The organism is Chryseotalea sp. WA131a, from assembly GCA_025370075.1.
GTDB lineage: Bacteria > Bacteroidota > Bacteroidia > Cytophagales > Cyclobacteriaceae > ELB16-189.
This window is the reverse complement of sequence record CP073016.1, coordinates 4,650,532-4,667,981: the sequence shown is the minus strand read 5'-3', so window position 1 is coordinate 4,667,981 and position 17,450 is coordinate 4,650,532. Positions and strand designations below refer to the sequence as shown.

The window sequence follows — 17,450 nt, the reverse complement described above, 5'->3', positions numbered from 1 at the left end:
TTTACTACTTAAAAAAGTACTGATAATCAGGAGTTATTGAGTGCTAAATCGTAAACCTAAACCTTCCCAAACCGTCAATTTGGGGCACCCGTTGGCCGAATGAAAGTAGCCGTAGTATTGAACACATCTTGGAACATATACAACTTCCGGATGAACTTTGTGAAAGAACTGATGGCACAAGGCCATGAAGTTCACACCATCGCCCCGCGCGATGAATACACAAAATTTCTGGAAGAGGCAGGATGCACTCACCACGATGTAATCATGGACAGCCGCGGAGCCAATCCTATAAAAGATACCGCACTGATTTTTGAATTGTTTTCTATTTATAGAAGACTAAGGCCAGATGTTATTCTTCACTACACCATCAAACCAAATGTGTATGGCACACTGGCAGCCGCCATGCTGAAGATACCTGTGGTGAACAATATTTGCGGTTTAGGGACTATCTTTTTGAAAGATACCGTGGTAGCCAAGTTTGCCCTTTGGCTTTACAAAATTGCTTTTCGTTTTCCTAAAAAGGTTTTCTTTCAAAACCCGGATGATTTAAATCTGTTTGTCGAGCGTAAATTGATTGACCAAAAAATTTGCGATTTGTTACCAGGATCTGGCATCGACCTATCGAGGTTTCAACCTGTTGATTTTAAAAGAAACCAACCTTTTACTTTTCTATTAATTTCTCGCTTGATTACCGACAAGGGAATTTTAGAATTTGTAGAGGCCGCGAAAAAACTAAAATCATCCGGCATGCAAGCCAAGTTTCAATTGCTTGGCGCGAAGGACCCAAAGCACAAGCGGGGGATAGAAGTAAGCGTAATCGATGAGTGGGTGAAAGCCGGAACAGTAGAATATTTAGGCACAACCAAAGACGTTCGGCATTTCATTCAACAAGCCGATTGCATTGTACTTCCCTCCTATCGTGAAGGAACCCCGCGGACTTTATTAGAGGCTTCTAGCTCCGCCAAACCAATTGTAACCACGGATGTGCCCGGTTGCCATCATGTAGTTAAGCATCAATACAATGGGCTGCTGTGCAAACTAAAAGATGCCGATGACCTAGCCTCTAAAATGCTTGAAATGGCCAATTACGATGACGAAACGCTTCGTAAAATGGGCCAGAATGGCCGAGCAAAAATGGAAACCGAGTATGATGAAAAGATTGTGGCAGAAAAATATTTGACTACCCTTCACTCTTTGTAACTATAAAACTCAACATTTCCAAAAAGTCAGTATTTTAGGCCTTATTTTATAAAAAATACCGACCGTGCGGCAGTTATATTTTCTTCTTTTCATCGTTGTTGCGTCCTGCGCTTCGTATAAGCAAAACATCATGTTCAAGGCTACCGATACAGCTAAGCCTGAAGTGTTTAAGCGTGAAGCTTCGTTGGCTGAAAAAAATTATGTGATTCAAAAAAATGACTTACTCACCATCAACGTATTCACCAACAAAGGCGAAAGAATCATTGACCCCAATCCAGAACTTTCGAATCCAAACCTAGCCGCTAACAACGTTCAGGCACCACAGTTCAACTACTTAGTTGAATTGAATGGCATCGTTAAGTTTCCCGTAATCGGGGAAATAAAGGTGGAAGGACTTACGCTTCGACAAGCAGAAGAAGTAACGCAAAAAGAATATTCAAAATACTTTAAAGAGTCTTTTACGTTAATCAATTTTGTGAACAAACGCGTAACGGTTTTGGGCGCGCCTGGAGGATTGGTGCTGCCACTAACCAATCAAAACATAACCGTGATTGAAGTTTTGGCCATGGCCAGAGGACTTTCGAAAGATGCCAAGGCCGATCAAATAAAGCTAATCCGTGGCGAACATGTCTACCAATTGGACTTTAGCACCATTGAAGGTTATCGACAAAGCAACTTGTTAGTTGAACCCGGAGACATTATTTATGTAGAACCCATTCGCAGACCATTTGCAGAGGGGCTACAAGACAATTTTATTGTAGTAAGCTTGGTGGTCAGCTTAACTACCTTATTGGTACTTATCCGAAGCCTCAAATAATGGTGGAGAACACATCTCAAAATATTGACTCGTTTGAATCAATCGACAAAACGAAACTGTGGTCTGTTGTCAATAAAAATAAATGGTGGATCTTGTCGATTTTTATTGCTTGTAATCTGATTGCCTACCTCACCATTCGTTACACAAAGGATGTTTATCAATCCGACTCTGAAATGAAGTTGGACATTAAACGTGATGCCACTGAGCTAGGAATCAAAACAATGGTGGAAGATCAGAATATAAATATCGTCTCTGGGGAAATTGAGCAGATAAAATCCAAGGTTTTCTTCAATCGCTTGGTTGACTCGCTTGACATTTGGGTAAGCTACTACAGTTTGGGTAATGTGCTAAGAAATGAACTATACAAACAATCACCCATTCAAGTCCGCTATAAAAAAATTCCAAAGAGCATCTTAGATCAACCGATCTTTTTTGAGTTTATCGACAAACAGTCTTTTAAAATTAAACTCAATGAAAACGGAAATTTTGTTTCTGGCACTTTTCGAAAACCCATTATGATGGATGGTAATGAATTGCTCATCCAATTGAATGGAGATTTTGAAGAAGACGATAGTAATGATTATTACTTTGTCATCAACAGCCGTAGTAACCTTATCAATTACTTATCGTCCAATATTGATGTGACTCCTCTCAATTTCAGCGCAAATACCATCAGTGTTTCTTTTAAGGATAACAATGCACTGAAAGCCTACGACATTGTTAATAAAACGGATACGCTTTATATCCAATACAGCAACGAACAAAAAAACCTTGCCAACAAACAAAAAATCAACTGGCTAAACAATGAGTTAAGTCAAGTTGAGAAGCGAATGCAAAATTTCGAAACCTATTTTGAAAATTTCACTCTAAAAAATAGAAGCAGCGACTTGGGACAAGATTTGAAGAGAACCATCGTTTTAATCAACCGGTTAGATTCGCAAAAATATCAACTAACCAAACGGGTTACGCAACTAAATGAAGTAATCGACCTAATCAACAACGAAAACGTGAATCACCAATTTCAATCGCGTTTGTTTTTGCCTGACTATCTCAACAAACAATTGAATGACTTGAACCGAATGTTTCACGAGCGCGAAAAGTTAGGGCTTGCCTACAACGAAAACACCTTTGCCTTCAAACAAAAACAAAAAGAAGCCACTAATCTAAAAGAACAGGTGTTTAGTCAGTTGACACAATTAAAAAAAGAATGGTTAAAAACCCTGGCGGAAATTGGTTCTCAACAGCAACGGTTGGAAAAGGAATTTGCATCGATGCCCGACAAGAATACCGAATTTTCGAAAAACCAGCGATTCTATAAACTGTATGAAGAATTTTACTTATCGATGATGCAGAGTAAAGCACAATTCGAAATAGCGCAAGCAGGTAACACACCTGATTTTAAAATACTTTCAAGTGCTACTTTACCAGCCAAACCAATTTCACCAGAAAAATATTTGATTCGAGGGGTGGGATTGGTAGCCAGCTTGGTACTTAATTTCTTTTTCATTGGTATCGCTTATCTACTCACCAATAAGATTACCAGCTTACACGAAGTTGAAAAAAATATTACTGTCCCTATACTTGGCGTTATCCCCGTATCCAAACGATTGGCTGCCGTACCTTTTCATGTCAATGAAAATCCAAAATCGGTGGTGAGTGAATCAATCCGAACGTTGCGCACCAATCTGGATTTCTTTACTGCCATTGGCAACAAAAGAGTGATTACTATTTCTTCTACCATTTCAGGTGAAGGAAAGTCATTTTTAGCGGCTAACTTAGGTGCAGTGCTGGCAATGTCAAAAAAGAAAGTAGTCCTCGTTGATTTGGATATGCGGAAGCAAAAAAACGAAAGTCATTTTCTCTCGCGTGATACCTCCAAGGGCGTGAGTACTATACTAATCAAAAAAAATACACTTCAAGAGTGTATTCAACCGACCGAAATTGAGAACTTGGATTTTATAGCGGCAGGCCCTCATCCGCCCAATCCATCTGAGTTATTGCTCAATGGTGAATTTACCGATATGTTGGAAGAGCTTAAAAGCAAATACGATTTTGTAGTAATCGATACACCTCCTGTTGGACTCGTAACCGATGGGATCATGGCGATGAAACAGTCAGATCTTTCCATTTACGTGGTGCGTGCCAATTATTCTAAGAGAGAATTTTTAGCGAACATCACCCGTATTAAAAATCTGCATCGCCTGAAAGGTTTGGCAGTAGTATTAAATGCCCAACCGTCCTCTGGCAAAACATACGGATATGGCTATTACGAAGAGACTCCAGAAAAATCACGTTTGAAAAGTTTATTCCATTTGTAAGTGTTCTCCTTTCTAAAAAAAGCAAATCTCCACCTCACACCTCCGCCTTCAACCGATATTCATTCGCATTTGTTGGCTGGCATTGATGACGGTGCAAAAAATTGGAACGAAACATTAGAGATGCTTCGTATATTAAGTGGCTTGGGCATTGAACGATTTATTACCACGCCACACATCATGAGCGATATTTACCGAAATGAGCCAGCGGGAATAATGGCGAAATTGGAAGAGTTAAAAGGCCTTCTGATCGAAAACCAAATCATGCTACAGCTTGAAGCTGCTGCAGAATATTACTTAGATGAATTCCTATTAAAGAAAATGGATGCCAACGAACAACTCTTAACCTTCGGAAAGAAATATTTATTGTTCGAAACAAATTTTTTGAGCGAGCCGCTTCAACTAAAAAATTTTATTTTTCAAGCCTCCTCCAAAGGTTATCATCTGATCTTGGCGCATCCCGAAAGGTATGAGTACATGACCTTGGAAAAAGCCGAGGATTTGCGCAACCGTGGTGTTTTGTTTCAGCTCAATACATTATCAATACTTGGTTTCTACTCTCGGCCTGTGCAAAAAATGGCCTATCAATTTATCGACAAAGGCTGGGTAGAATTTTTGGGCAGTGATTGCCACAGCCCGTTGCAAGCGAATTTTATTGCCAACGGCCAGAGAAATAAGTACTATCAAAAAGCCATCCAATTACCTTTGCTCAACAATTCAATATGATTTTAGTAACGGGCGCCACGGGTTTGTTAGGGCGTTTTGTGGTAAACCAATTTTTATCACAAGGGCACTCGGTTATCGCCTTAAAAAGAAGTTCCAGCAAAGTAGATACCTCCCTGAAGGGCAACATCGAATGGATGGATGCGGATGTGCGTGATGCCGTAACGATTTCAGAATGCATCCAAAAAGCAACCACCGTTGTGCATGCTGCGGCATCGGTCTCTTTTGATCCGCGGGCAAAAGATGAAATTTTTCAAACCAATGTATTGGGAACAAAACATGTGGTGGATGCTTGTTTGACTCATGGGATCAAAAAATTGATTCACGTCAGTTCGGTGGCCGCGTTGGGAAGAAAGAAGGGAATTGAAACCATTGACGAATCAACACAATGGGTAGAGAGTCCCCTGAATTCGGATTATGCAAAGTCTAAATATTTAGCTGAACTGGAAGTATACCGCGGGATGGAAGAAGGCTTACATACTTCTATTGTCAATCCGTCTTTTATTCTTGCGCCCGTTGCATGGGACAAAAGCAGTGCTAAAATTTTTAATTACGTTTGGAACGAAAACAAATTCTACTCGGGTGGCACCGCCAATTATGTAGATGTTGCCAATGTGGTGGACATCATCTATAAACTTTACCAAACCAATTTCAATGGTGAGCGCTTCATCGCTTCTGCAGGGTCGATTGCCTACCGCGATCTATTTATGGAAATCGCAAAACGCTTTGGAAAAAAAAGCCCTTCCTTACAAGTCACCAATTTGCTACTACCACTTTTTGCGCGATTAGAAGAAGCAAGAAGTTGGCTGACCGGGAAAGAGCCATTGATCTCTCGAGAATCCATTAAATCGGCTCAATCAAAATCTGTTTATTCAAACAAAAAAGCAGTTGAACAACTTGGTGCACAGTTCAAACCACTATCGCAAACCCTCGATACCTGCTGCAATTTCTTTTTAACTGCATATACCACAAAGAAATCATAAACGCAAGGTTGCCTTTGGCTATTTATTAGCCGATTTTTGTATTGGAAAAAAGGGTTTTTTTTAGCCCAAATTTTTCCTACTTTAGGAAAACCTTTCAACAGATGAGCCACGAATTTAGAAAAAGGGAAGAAGAAGAGGAGTTGATTAAACGGTACGAAGAAAATCTCAGGGCAACCTCACCAGCTTATTTTGACATCGATGAATACGAGATCATCATCGACCATTACATGGAGAAGTTAAAGTTCAAAAAAGCATTGACTGCCGTAAACCAAGCCATCGATCAGTTTCCCTTTTCTACCGGATTAATTTCCATCAAAGCACAAGTGCTCTCCAACCTTCAGCAATACGATGAAGCGCTTGAATTGTTAGAAACTTCACGCAATTTACACCCCACCGATCCAGAAGTGTACCTTTCCATTGGTTCAATCCTTTCCTTGCAAGGAAAGCACCAAGAGGCTATTCAAGTGTACGAAGGCATTCTTACCTTCACAGATGAAGAACACGATGATGTGTATTACAACATCGGTTTAGCATACCAAAGTTTGGAAGATTACGATCGCGCCATTGAGTACTACAAAAAATCAATTGATGTAAATATTTCGCATGAAGGTTCTTTGTATGAATTAGCATTTTGTTTAGACGTGGTTGGCCAACTGGAAAACAGTTTGTCGTACTACAAAAAATTTATTGACGAAGATCCGTATTCTTCGGCCGCGTGGTACAACTTGGGTATCGTTTGCAACAAGCTCAATAAATTTGAAGAAGCCATTGATGCCTATGGCTTTGCCATCGCTATTGAAGAAAATTTTGCTTCGGCTCATTTCAATTTGGGCAACTCTTACATGAACGTAGAGCGCTACCAAGATGCGCTGGAAGAATTCAACAAGACGATCGAAATTGAAGGCCCCAGCCCAGAGGTGTATTGTTGTATTGGTGCTGCCTATGAAAACATCAATCAATTAGAACTTGGGCTAAAATATTATCAAAAAGCCACCAAGCTCGATACCTTGTATGACGAAGCGTGGTTTGGTGCAGGCAGTTGTTTAGAGAAGCAAGAAAAGTGGTACCAAGCATTGCACTTCTATAACAAAGCCATAAAAATCAATCACCTGATTCCTGATTATTGGAAAGCCGCGGCACATGCAGAATTTAAAATCGGCAACACCATTTCGAGCATTAGCGCATACGAAGAAGCAGCGAACCTGGCACCCGATGACAAAGAAATTTGGTTGAACTGGTCATTTATTTATTATGAACAAGGCGAGCCATTGAAAGCGGGTGATATTTTGGCGCAAGCGCTCAACGATATGCCCAAAGATGCAGACTTGCTTTACCGCATGTGTATTTATTTAGTAGAGGCTGGGCAGTTTAAGGAAGCATTCACGTTTTTGGAAAATGCATTAATTTTGGACTTTGAAGGACATAAAGTGCTTTTCGATTTCTTCCCGAAGTTAGAAAAGCAAAAAGCCTTCTTTAAAATTATCGATCAGTTTAGAAAAGAAAATCCGTAATGAATTACAATCTAAAAAACTTACCTGAGCGCACCACAAAGCCCAGGCAAATGGGTTTTACCATGGCCATGGACAAAGGCCTTAGTGTGCGCGAAGCCGAAGATTTCATGAGCATTGCTGCCGACCATGTGGATATTGTAAAACTTGGTTGGGCCACTTCCTATGTTACACCGAAGCTAAAAGACAAACTAAAAGTATATAAAGATGCGGGTATCCCCTGCTACTTTGGCGGAACTTTGTTTGAAGCCTTCATCATCCGCGATCAATTTGACGATTACCGAAAAGTATTGGACAAATTTGATATGTCGTTTGCCGAAGTATCAGATGGCTCAATTGATTTGGATCACGATAAAAAATTGGACTATATCTCCAAGCTTTCAAAACAAGTCACGGTTTTATCGGAGGTAGGCTCAAAAGATGCCGACAAAATTATTCCACCTTACCTATGGATCGACCTGATGCAGAAAGAATTGGATGCGGGTGCGTGGAAAGTGATTGGCGAAGCCAGAGAAGGCGGAAATGTTGGTTTGTTCCGTTCTTCTGGTGAAGTGCGTTCCGGTTTGGTGCAAGAAATCTTGACGAAAATTCCTTTTGAGAAAATCATTTGGGAAGCCCCACAAAAAGCACAACAGGTGTGGTTTATTAAATTATTGGGGGCAAACGTAAACTTGGGGAACATCGCACCTAATGAAGTCATCCCATTAGAAACCATTCGGTTGGGGTTGCGTGGCGATACATTTTTGCATTTCCTTGGCTTGGAGAGAAGGAAAGATACGAACGCTGCACCGCCATTCGAAGCAGACTGATCATGATCGAATTTTTGATTGACTTTATTCTTCATTTAGATCAGCATTTAATTACGATTGTAAATGAATATGGCACCTTGACGTATATCATTTTGTTTCTGATTGTGTTTACTGAGACTGGATTGATAGTCATGCCCTTTTTACCTGGCGATTCATTGTTGTTTGCCGCAGGGGCGCTTGCCGCATTGCCCAATTCTGTGCTGAATGTTTTTGTCATCATTCCACTTTTGATTTTAGCTGCACTTCTAGGCGATAATACTAATTATTTTGTAGGCCGTTTTGCGGGATCGTACGTTAAAAGCAAAAAGCGCATTTTATTTTTTAAGCGGGAATACATCGAACAGACTGAAGCATTTTATAAAAAGCATGGTGCTAAAACCATTATCATGGCGCGGTTTGTTCCCATCGTGCGCACCATCGCTCCCTTTGTGGCGGGTGCTGGCAGCATGACCTACCAGCGTTATATTATCAATTGTATTATTGGCGCCATACTTTGGGTGGCCGGTTTGACTTCCTTGGGCTTTTTATTTGGAAACTTGCCCATCATTAAAGAAAATTTTGAAAAAGTAATCATCGCTATCATTTTTATTTCTGTTCTTCCAATGATTGTCGGGTTTTTCCGAGCGAAAACAAAAAAGAGCACTACCGCTAACTAAAAAAACTATGGAAAAGAAATTTGGCTTAATCGGCTCAACCGTATCTCATTCATTTTCCAAATCATATTTCGATGAAAAGTTTTTTAGAGAAGGATTGCGAGACTATCACTACGATCTATACCCGCTACAAACAGTAGAAGAGTTAAAAAAACTATTGAACGAAAATCCAGAACTCTGCGGATTGAACGTAACGGTTCCCTACAAAGAAAAGGTGATGAAATTTCTATCCGACATTGACAACGATGCAAAAAAAATTGGAGCAGTCAACGTCATCAAAATCCAAAACGGAAAATTAGTAGGCTACAATACCGATAGCGATGCCTTCTATGAAACCTTAGAGAAATGGTTTCCTAAAATTGAAAATGCAAAAGCGTTGGTACTAGGAAGCGGAGGTTCTTCGAAAGCTGTTCGTCAAGCGTTGAGAAAACTGTCCATACCCTTTCAAATTGTTTCGCGCGAAAAAACCAGTGGTGACCTTACATATGAAGAGTTAGAACAAAATGGCTCGTTGTTAACAGCAACTCCGCTCATCATCAATACCACACCCCTCGGCATGAGCCCTGATGCCAATGCCTTCCCTCCTATCAACTTTGAATTGATCAACAGTACGCATTATGTGTACGATTTGATTTACAACCCAGCCCGCACCGTGTTTTTACAAAAAGCAGAAATGCGCGGGGCGAACATTAAAAACGGGTTGGAGATGCTGCACATTCAGGCAGAGAAAGCGTGGGCGATTTGGAATAATTGACTTTTATTTAAAGTCCTTCGCTTTTAGTTTACTTTTTATTTTAGCAGGTAATGGATTGCCCTCTTTATAATTGTTTATCAGTGCATCTAATTTTTGGGTGCTGTAATTAGAGGCTTGCGTAATGCCTGTGACCACCATTATTGCATTGAAACCGATAAAAACATAATTAATGGCTGGCGGACCAGAGCTGATTTCGATGATTTGTGAACCTGCCGAACCTTGATTTATAGTAACAGTGGTCGGTTTGTAATTAGCTGTACCAATTATAGAGCCGATACCCAGTGCTCCAAACACCACAGCACGAGTAGTGCCACCTTTGCGCTTGCGCTGAAATAAATTGGCGAGTGCACGAATGGTATCGGCTGCTTGGTTACTTTCCAAGACTTTAGAAGGTAATGCGGAGGCAATTGCTTTATCTAGCTTTTCGATATCCACTTTTGCTTGAATTGCCGATGCCTGCCGGAACGTTGGTTTTCCTACCATCACTCCTACTGCTATCCCACACTCTATGTAATAAGTTTCGCCAGATGCTACTTCTACTTTAATTGAAGACTCACTTTCTGTAGTAGCACTAAATATTTGAACCCCAGCAGGGCATTGATAAGTTAAAAGAGTGCCCGATTTAACTGGACCAATTATATTTCCATTGTGCTTGAGGTTATACCCTACAAACGATCCAGCAAATTTACTTGCTCGATAAAAATAAATAGTAGCTAAAGAGTCTTGGCCATAAGCCTGACAAGCCGATACAAACAAAGTTATAATAAACAGATATCGAATTTGTTTTTTCATGGGACAAGGATATTTATGTTAATTTAAAAATAATGGGCAAAACTAAACTTGTTTTCACAGGCTTGCCTTTACGAGTGCCCGGTATCCACCGAGTTTGTTTAATGCAAGCTTCTAAGGCTGCCTCGTCACAGCCACCTCCGATTCCCTTAATTACCTTTGCAGAATCAATTAGTCCCTTCTTATTAGTCGTAAATCTTATGAATACCTTACCTTCAATCCTATTTCGCCTTGCGTAATTGGGGTACCTAATCAACTTACTTATGCCACGATAAAATTCTTGCATTCCACCTTTATATGTTGGAATAACATCAGTAAACCCATACAATGTATCGTATGAATCGGACACCGTGTAAGAGGCAACCATTATTGAATCTTCAACCTCGAAATAAATGGTTTCATTGTTTTCTTCTCTCGAAACTACTAGACCTGTGCCCTTTTCCAACAAAGGCTTTCCTTCTTCCGACCACTATTGCAGCGTCAATGAATTCTCTCCATTATATAAAGTTTCGCTTCGAATCTGGCCATTCTCATAATATCTCTTGTGGATACCTTGAGCTTTTCCAGAAATATATTCCCCTTCCCGCTCAACCAATCCATTCGGATGATACCAAATTACTTTGCCAATTTGTGTAAGTGGGTTCACGCTACTACATAAAGCCTCCATTTGAATTGAATTACTTGCCACATAGAAATCCTTCACTAAGAATAAGCTACCCTGCTTATCAATTGTGCGGTAATAATGGGCTTTTTCTTTATAAGGGGTAGTTTGCCAAAACTCATCAAAATATTCAACAATGCGTGGATTGCTTTGGCCAAAAGTAGGTTGGGCAATCACTGATAGTAGAAACAAAAGGGTACTTTTCTTCATCCTCTAAAAATAATTTATTTTTTGAAAGTAGTAATTTATGTCGCAGAAAAATTTTATGCAATTTTGGTTCGAATAACTCACCATTTTACAATAAGGTCGGTCAACTAGTTTATCTGTAAATCATACCAAAATCCATTCGTATCTTGCACCAATGGATTTCAAACTCACCAGCCAATACGTGCCCACGGGCGATCAACCCAAAGCCATTGAGCAATTGGTAAAAGGCATTTCCCAAGGCGAGCAACACCAAACATTGTTGGGTGTTACCGGGTCAGGGAAAACGTTTACCATCGCCAACGTAGTGGCCAACCTCAATCGCCCCACGTTGGTGCTTAGTCACAACAAAACACTGGCAGCACAATTGTATGGTGAGTTCAAACAGTTCTTTCCAGAGAATGCGGTCGAATATTTTATTTCGTACTACGATTATTATCAGCCCGAGGCGTTTATTCCTTCGTCAAATCTCTACATCGAAAAAGATTTATCCATCAATGCCGAAATTGAAAAACTTCGATTGAGTGCTACTTCCTCGCTGCTCACCGGCCGAAGGGATGTATTGGTGGTAGCCTCGGTTTCTTGCATTTATGGCATTGGTAATCCCGAAGAGTTTGGAAAAAACAGGATTCAATTAAAAGTGGGTGAATCTATTCCGCGCAATCGCTTTTTGTTTGGGCTGGTAGATATTTTGTACAGTCGCACAGAGGCAGAATTTAAGCGCGGTACCTTTCGCGTAAAGGGCGATATAGTAGACGTTTTTCTGGCGTATGCCGATTATGCCATTCGTATTTATTTTTTTGGTGATGAAATCGAATCTATCCAAAACATAGATCCCGTTTCAGGAAAAAAGATATCAGAAGAAAAAATGGCGGTTATTTTCCCTGCCAACTTATTCGTGACGGGAAAGGATATGCTGAACCAAGCCATTCGTGAAATACAGGATGACATGGTACTGCAAGTAGAAAGCTTTCAGCAAGAGCGGAAATTTTTAGAAGCCAAGCGATTGAAGGAGCGTACCGAGTTTGATTTGGAAATGATGCGCGAGCTCGGCTATTGCAGTGGCATCGAAAATTATTCGCGGTACTTCGATAGAAGAAGTGTTGGCGCCCGACCTTTTTGCTTAATCGATTATTTCCCCGATGACTTTTTAATGGTGATTGACGAAAGTCACGTAACGGTGCCACAAGTGCGTGCCATGTGGGGAGGTGATCGCTCCCGCAAAGTAAACCTAGTCGACTATGGTTTCCGCTTGCCATCTGCGTTGGACAATCGTCCGCTTACATTCAATGAATTTGAGTCGATCATGAGCCAAGTCATTTATGTAAGTGCCACACCTTCAGAATACGAACTTCGAAAATCAGAAGGCGTTGTGATTGAGCAGCTCATTCGCCCTACTGGCTTGCTCGACCCGATGATTGACGTGCGCCCCAGCAAAAATCAGATTGATGATTTACTAGAAGAAATTGACGAACGCGTAAAGAAAAAAGAACGTGTACTCGTTACCACACTTACAAAGCGTATGGCCGAAGAGCTCACCAAGTTTATGGAGCGCGCTTCCGTCAAGTGCCGCTACATTCACTCCGAAGTTTCCACCCTGGACCGTGTGGAGATTTTACGAGAACTACGATTGGGTGTGTTTGATGTATTGGTAGGTGTAAACTTGTTGCGTGAAGGATTGGACCTGCCTGAAGTTTCGTTAGTGCTAATCTTGGATGCCGACAAAGAAGGCTTTTTGCGCAACCAACGCTCGCTGGTGCAAACTATTGGGCGTGCGGCACGTAATGAAAATGGCCGGGTAATCATGTACGCGGATAAAATAACTGAGTCGATGCAACTGGCCATTGACGAAACCGACCGCAGAAGAAAAGTGCAGTTGGATTACAACTCGGCCAATGGCATTACGCCTAAAACAATTTTAAAATCCATCGATTCCATCATGGGTCAAACCAAAGTGGCCGATTCTAAAAAGACATTGAAACAATACTACATCGAAGACGAAGAGAAATCGTTGGCTGCTGACCCGGTAACAGCTTATTTAAACAAAGATGAGCTAACCAAAATGGCCGACCAAACCCGCAAGGCGATGGAAAAGGCCGCGAAAGAATTGGAGTTTATGGAAGCCGCGCGGTTGAGGGATGAGTATTTGGCGATTTTGAAATTGTTGGAAGGCAAAAAATAGTTACTGGTTACTGGTTCTAAGTTGCTAGTTTTCGGTTTCGAGTTCGCAAGACCAGCAACAAGTATCCTGCATCCCCTTTCCCACCTCCGAACATTTTTGACCGAGAATAAAACAACCTCTTTTCCGGAACTGTGTTTTTTCGTAAAATCGAATTCTATTTTTTGGCACATTCATTGAATTAACCCAATTCACTATGGAAACACATCAAGTAAAAACCTGCTTCACCATCACCTTCACCAGCGATCAATACCAACATGCCCGCAGCTATGTGGATGACATGAAGAAAAATCCGCAACGTGTGTACTGGCAAGGCAAACAAGGAAAAACAGATGATGAGTTGGTGATGGAACAAATCGCCCACCGCATACTATCTGGCTTCTACAACAACGAAACTTTCAAAGCGGCTAAGCACATTGTGAAGATGGATGCGAAGACGTTGGGAGCAGTGTAGTCTTCAAAGAAGTGCTGTTCGGAATTTATATAAAGTACCTGAAGGAAAAAAATGTGGATGCCTACATCCCCAACATTGGGCAATATAGAGCGCAACGCGAAGGGTTTATCTACAATCAACAGAAAGATCAGTATGAATGCCAGCGTGGGAAAAAAGCAATACTGCCCTGCAAAGGCGAAAGATCAGATCGCAAAGGGTATCAGAAAAAAACATATCGGAGCAGCGAATCGGTTTGTAAAGATTGTCCCCTGCGCGTGGCCTGTTGCGGCAAGAGCACCAAGTTTAAAAAGATAGAGGACAACATCCATAAACCACTCTACGATTTGATGCATAAAAAAATGCAAACACCCTATGCCAAACAAATGGGCCGCATCCGCAGCAAAACAGTTGAGCCCGTGTTGGGTACGTTGATCAACTTTATGAACATGAAGCGTGTGAACACACGGGGCATACGCCAAGCCAACAAGCATGTGATCATGGCCGCACCGGCATACAACTTGAAAAAGTATTTACGTTTTGAATCTCCAAAAGTCACTGCCATGATAAAGAAAATGGAACTGTTGGGGGAAACCACGGCCACATTTTCATCGCCATTCCTGTGCTTCGTAAAATCGGTTATGGCATCACCATTTTTCCGCACTCTGTTTTCCGCCCCTCACATCGCTGTCCCTTAAAACGAACCTGATAAAGCCATTTTTGGCTTGAATTTCCTAAACCCACCTTTTTTTTAAGAGTTGCGCATCAGCTACTTATGTTGGCTGTAGGTAATTTACATTTGTATTCAATTATTTAATCTAAAGAGTTTACTTTGTACTCAGTAAAAAACCATAGACCAGCTAATACAGCTGCGAAAATGAGATAGAAATTTTGTGCAATGGCACCTTCAATACTTCCAAAATAAAATGCAATAACAACTAATGTAACAGCTACAATAGCTTCAATAATACCGTGTATTTTAAGTGGAACTACTTTAATTAACCCTAATTCAAAATTGGTTAAAATTGTGAGGGTCAAATGTATAAAACCTAAAATGTAGGTAAAATAAGATGTAATTTCTGGCAATCCGAAAAGAGTTGGTGATGCCCAAAGAAATAATACAGATGCATAGTCCAATATGCCGTGAATTTTTGAATTGATTTTCATAATGTTAAATTTTAATTTTAGACAAAATTACAATCAATCCAAAGTAAGTCGTATTAACTTAAGGTAAGTTCGGTGGTTTTGTAACAATTCTTTTTCTAATTCTGCTCAAAGATTGCTCTGTAATACCTAAAAAAGTTGCTATTTTTCTTTGAGATACACGCTGCATAATTTGAGGATGAACTTCTAAAAGTTTTAAGTAGCGCTCTTCCGGTGTCAAGGTGAGTAATACTTCGTTTCTTTTATATAATCTAATAATCTCTTTTTCTGCTACATTTTTTAGAAAAACATCCCATAATATATTCTTGTTCTTTAACGCATTTAGATCATTATGTTGAATTTGTAAGACGATAGAATCTTCAATGGCTATGATATTATATTTTGAAAAACTCTTTGTTAAAAAACTTAAGTAATCTAAACAAAATCGGTTTCAAAATAAAAAAGAAAATTAACTTCATTACTTTCTATTTCTGTATACTGTCTGAAACACCCTTTGATAATGTACGTAAGTGTATCACACGAATTACCTTCTTTTAAAATATGCTCATCTTTTTTGATCTCTTTTATTTTAATAGAACAGGATAGCTCCTCCAATAGGTGTTTTTCTTCTAATGGGTTAAAGTTATTGAGTAAATTTTTATTTTGTTCAATATGTTTTCGCATAGTTTTTCTACTTACAGCCAACGTGAATATTTGCGATCGGGCGGGAATTTGAAACTGCGTCCTGTCCCCAACACCGAACGGAATAAAGATACGAAAACGTTGGACTAGACGTCAACCCCGCTTGACGCAAATACATTGTTGGCGGCTGTTTCTCATTCTTTCTTTAAGGTATATTGTCCGCCACCTTGTTTTAAAATCATTGTTTTGTCCAACGGAATAAACTCCAAAACAAGCCCTGCTTGGTCAAATTTGAAAATATCTTTGTCTGTGGCTTTCAGTGGAAATGAAGATTGTCCTGTTGCTTGTGCAATTAAAGTTGCACTGTCTTTTGTAATAGTAATTTTTAAGGGGAACTGTGTTGACGAATAAATACCAAGATATTTGTCTAGGTCTTCTGAAGTAAGATTGAAACTCTTGAAATCAGGCATGTCGTATGGTTTATTATAAACAGCGCTTAACACGGCAATAGAAATGTCGTTGTTGTTGAAACCCGTTCCATTTGAAACTAAAGCATAAGAAACATTATTATCAAAGTTCGAGAATACTGACGAAAACCCGTCAATTCCTCCTGTATGTCCATAACCAATTTTGTTATAGAAAGGAATTTGAAAAAGTCCATTTCCATATCGGTCAATCGTGCTTTTCATAAATTCAAGATTTTCATTCTTCAATAGTTTACCTGTGAACAATGCATTACTGAATTTCACTAAATCATTTGCTGTCGAGACTATTCCCCCGGCTCCTAATGGAACTGACATATCTGTTTCAGGTTCTTGTTTCCAAGTATTCATATATCTATAAGATTTACTTTCATTTTTAGAGGTATTGATTTGTCCACCAAAATAAGTATTGATTAATCCAATAGGTTGAGTGATGTACTTAGCCAATATTGTTGAGTATGAACTTTTGAAACTCTTTTCAAGAATGTATGTCAACAAAACGAAATTTGAATTACTGTACGAAGATTTTGTGTTTGGCTCAAAATCACTTCCAACTTTTGTTATAATTTCAATCATTTCTTTCTCTGTTTTGGGTTGAGTGTTCCAAGTCAAATACTCTTGGTCGTCTGTAAAGTTGTGGATTCCGCTTCTGTGATTAAGCAAATTCTTTACTGTGATTTTGTCGGAATATTTAATAGTTGGGAACCATTTTCCAATAGTTTGGTTTAAGTCCAACTTCTCAGCTTCAACTGCTTTTAAAATCAAAACAGTCGTAAACGCTTTTGAAATCGAACCAATTCTATATTTCGATTCTTCGTTTGCCTTAACTTTATTCTCCCTGTCAATGTAACCAACTGATTTGCTGTAAATGATCTTATCATCTTTTATAACCGCAACGTTTCCCATAAACTTGTCGTTTGTTTCAATCGCCTTGAAATAACTGTCTAGTTTCGCTTTGTCAAAGTCTTGTGAGAAGCCTTGTTGGATAGAAAAACTAATTAATAGAGCTGTTAAAATTTGTCGGGTCATTTTTATTTCGTTTATCGTTTAGTCCACTCTTATTTGAAATAGCCGCCAACGTGAGTATTTGCGTTCGAGCGGGGCTTCCGAAGCCGCGCGGTGTCCCCGACACCGAACGCACTAAAGATACGAAAACGT

At 39.8% G+C, this 17,450-nt stretch carries 18 protein-coding genes; 12 read left to right on the top strand and 6 right to left on the bottom strand.

Translation table 11 applies throughout. From position 1 onward, the window contains the following. Window positions 1-99: 99 nt before the first annotated feature. The 9 genes from KA713_21555 to KA713_21515 all read left to right on the top strand — a co-directional run bounded on the left by KA713_21555 (window position 100) and on the right by KA713_21515 (window position 9,762). Complete coding sequence (locus KA713_21555) at window positions 100-1,200, top strand: glycosyltransferase family 4 protein (protein UXE66981.1); 1,101 nt, start codon at window positions 100-102, stop codon at window positions 1,198-1,200. 130 nt (window positions 1,201-1,330) lie between these two features. Then, window positions 1,331-2,017, top strand: coding sequence for a polysaccharide biosynthesis/export family protein (locus tag KA713_21550; protein ID UXE66980.1), 687 nt, complete (start codon window positions 1,331-1,333; stop codon window positions 2,015-2,017). Further along, window positions 2,017-4,335 (top strand): polysaccharide biosynthesis tyrosine autokinase, encoded by a 2,319-nt coding sequence (locus KA713_21545; GenBank protein ID UXE66979.1) that lies wholly within the window; start codon window positions 2,017-2,019, stop codon window positions 4,333-4,335. Before KA713_21550 ends, KA713_21545 begins: the two co-directional genes overlap by 1 nt. Further along, a complete protein-coding gene (locus KA713_21540) occupies window positions 4,336-5,058 on the top strand; it encodes a capsular biosynthesis protein (GenBank protein UXE66978.1) in 723 nt (240 codons plus the stop codon). Continuing rightward, window positions 5,055-6,038 carry an SDR family NAD(P)-dependent oxidoreductase gene (locus KA713_21535; GenBank protein UXE66977.1) on the top strand — a complete coding sequence of 328 codons (984 nt, stop codon included), beginning with the start codon at window positions 5,055-5,057 and terminating at the stop codon, window positions 6,036-6,038. Before KA713_21540 ends, KA713_21535 begins: the two co-directional genes overlap by 4 nt. A 101-nt stretch (window positions 6,039-6,139) precedes the next feature. Then, window positions 6,140-7,549 carry a tetratricopeptide repeat protein gene (locus KA713_21530; protein ID UXE66976.1) on the top strand — a complete coding sequence of 470 codons (1,410 nt, stop codon included), beginning with the start codon at window positions 6,140-6,142 and terminating at the stop codon, window positions 7,547-7,549. Next, window positions 7,549-8,355 (top strand): phosphosulfolactate synthase, encoded by an 807-nt coding sequence (locus KA713_21525; protein UXE66975.1) that lies wholly within the window; start codon window positions 7,549-7,551, stop codon window positions 8,353-8,355. Before KA713_21530 ends, KA713_21525 begins: the two co-directional genes overlap by 1 nt. Next, window positions 8,352-9,011 carry a DedA family protein gene (locus KA713_21520; protein UXE69220.1) on the top strand — a complete coding sequence of 220 codons (660 nt, stop codon included), beginning with the start codon at window positions 8,352-8,354 and terminating at the stop codon, window positions 9,009-9,011. Before KA713_21525 ends, KA713_21520 begins: the two co-directional genes overlap by 4 nt. Window positions 9,012-9,018: 7 nt before the next feature. Continuing rightward, window positions 9,019-9,762, top strand: a complete 744-nt coding sequence (locus KA713_21515; GenBank protein UXE66974.1) for a shikimate dehydrogenase — start codon at window positions 9,019-9,021, stop codon at window positions 9,760-9,762. A gap of 3 nt (window positions 9,763-9,765) precedes the next feature. Here KA713_21515 and KA713_21510 read toward each other — a convergent pair whose 3' ends face one another. The 3 genes from KA713_21510 to KA713_21500 are packed head-to-tail and all read right to left on the bottom strand — an operon-like array spanning window position 9,766 to window position 11,422. After that, the gene (locus KA713_21510) at window positions 9,766-10,554 is read right to left on the bottom strand and encodes a hypothetical protein (protein UXE66973.1); all 789 of its coding nucleotides are present in this window, start codon (window positions 10,552-10,554) and stop codon (window positions 9,766-9,768) included. Between the two features lie 13 nt (window positions 10,555-10,567). Continuing rightward, window positions 10,568-10,996 (bottom strand): TonB family protein, encoded by a 429-nt coding sequence (locus KA713_21505; GenBank protein UXE66972.1) that lies wholly within the window; start codon window positions 10,994-10,996, stop codon window positions 10,568-10,570. A gap of 24 nt (window positions 10,997-11,020) precedes the next feature. Beyond that, complete coding sequence (locus KA713_21500) at window positions 11,021-11,422, bottom strand: hypothetical protein (protein ID UXE66971.1); 402 nt, start codon at window positions 11,420-11,422, stop codon at window positions 11,021-11,023. A 151-nt stretch (window positions 11,423-11,573) separates the two neighbouring features. Between KA713_21500 and uvrB the strand changes: the two genes are divergently transcribed. From uvrB to KA713_21485, 3 genes are all read left to right on the top strand, one after another. Then, on the top strand, window positions 11,574-13,598 hold the full coding sequence (uvrB, locus tag KA713_21495) for an excinuclease ABC subunit UvrB (protein ID UXE66970.1): 2,025 nt from the start codon (window positions 11,574-11,576) through the stop codon (window positions 13,596-13,598). A gap of 193 nt (window positions 13,599-13,791) precedes the next feature. Then, window positions 13,792-14,049 (top strand): hypothetical protein, encoded by a 258-nt coding sequence (locus KA713_21490; protein ID UXE66969.1) that lies wholly within the window; start codon window positions 13,792-13,794, stop codon window positions 14,047-14,049. Window positions 14,050-14,060: 11 nt separating this feature from the next. Beyond that, window positions 14,061-14,723 (top strand): transposase, encoded by a 663-nt coding sequence (locus KA713_21485; protein ID UXE66968.1) that lies wholly within the window; start codon window positions 14,061-14,063, stop codon window positions 14,721-14,723. A 115-nt stretch (window positions 14,724-14,838) separates the two neighbouring features. On the opposite strand, the gene KA713_21480 is transcribed toward KA713_21485, so the two are convergent. The 3 genes from KA713_21480 to KA713_21470 form a co-directional block, all read right to left on the bottom strand. Next, on the bottom strand, window positions 14,839-15,192 hold the full coding sequence (locus tag KA713_21480; protein ID UXE66967.1) for a hypothetical protein: 354 nt from the start codon (window positions 15,190-15,192) through the stop codon (window positions 14,839-14,841). Between the two features lie 411 nt (window positions 15,193-15,603). Continuing rightward, window positions 15,604-15,852, bottom strand: a complete 249-nt coding sequence (locus KA713_21475) for a hypothetical protein (protein UXE66966.1) — start codon at window positions 15,850-15,852, stop codon at window positions 15,604-15,606. Between the two features lie 152 nt (window positions 15,853-16,004). Continuing rightward, window positions 16,005-17,321, bottom strand: coding sequence for a beta-lactamase family protein (locus KA713_21470; protein UXE66965.1), 1,317 nt, complete (start codon window positions 17,319-17,321; stop codon window positions 16,005-16,007). Between the last annotated feature and the right edge of the window lie 129 nt (window positions 17,322-17,450).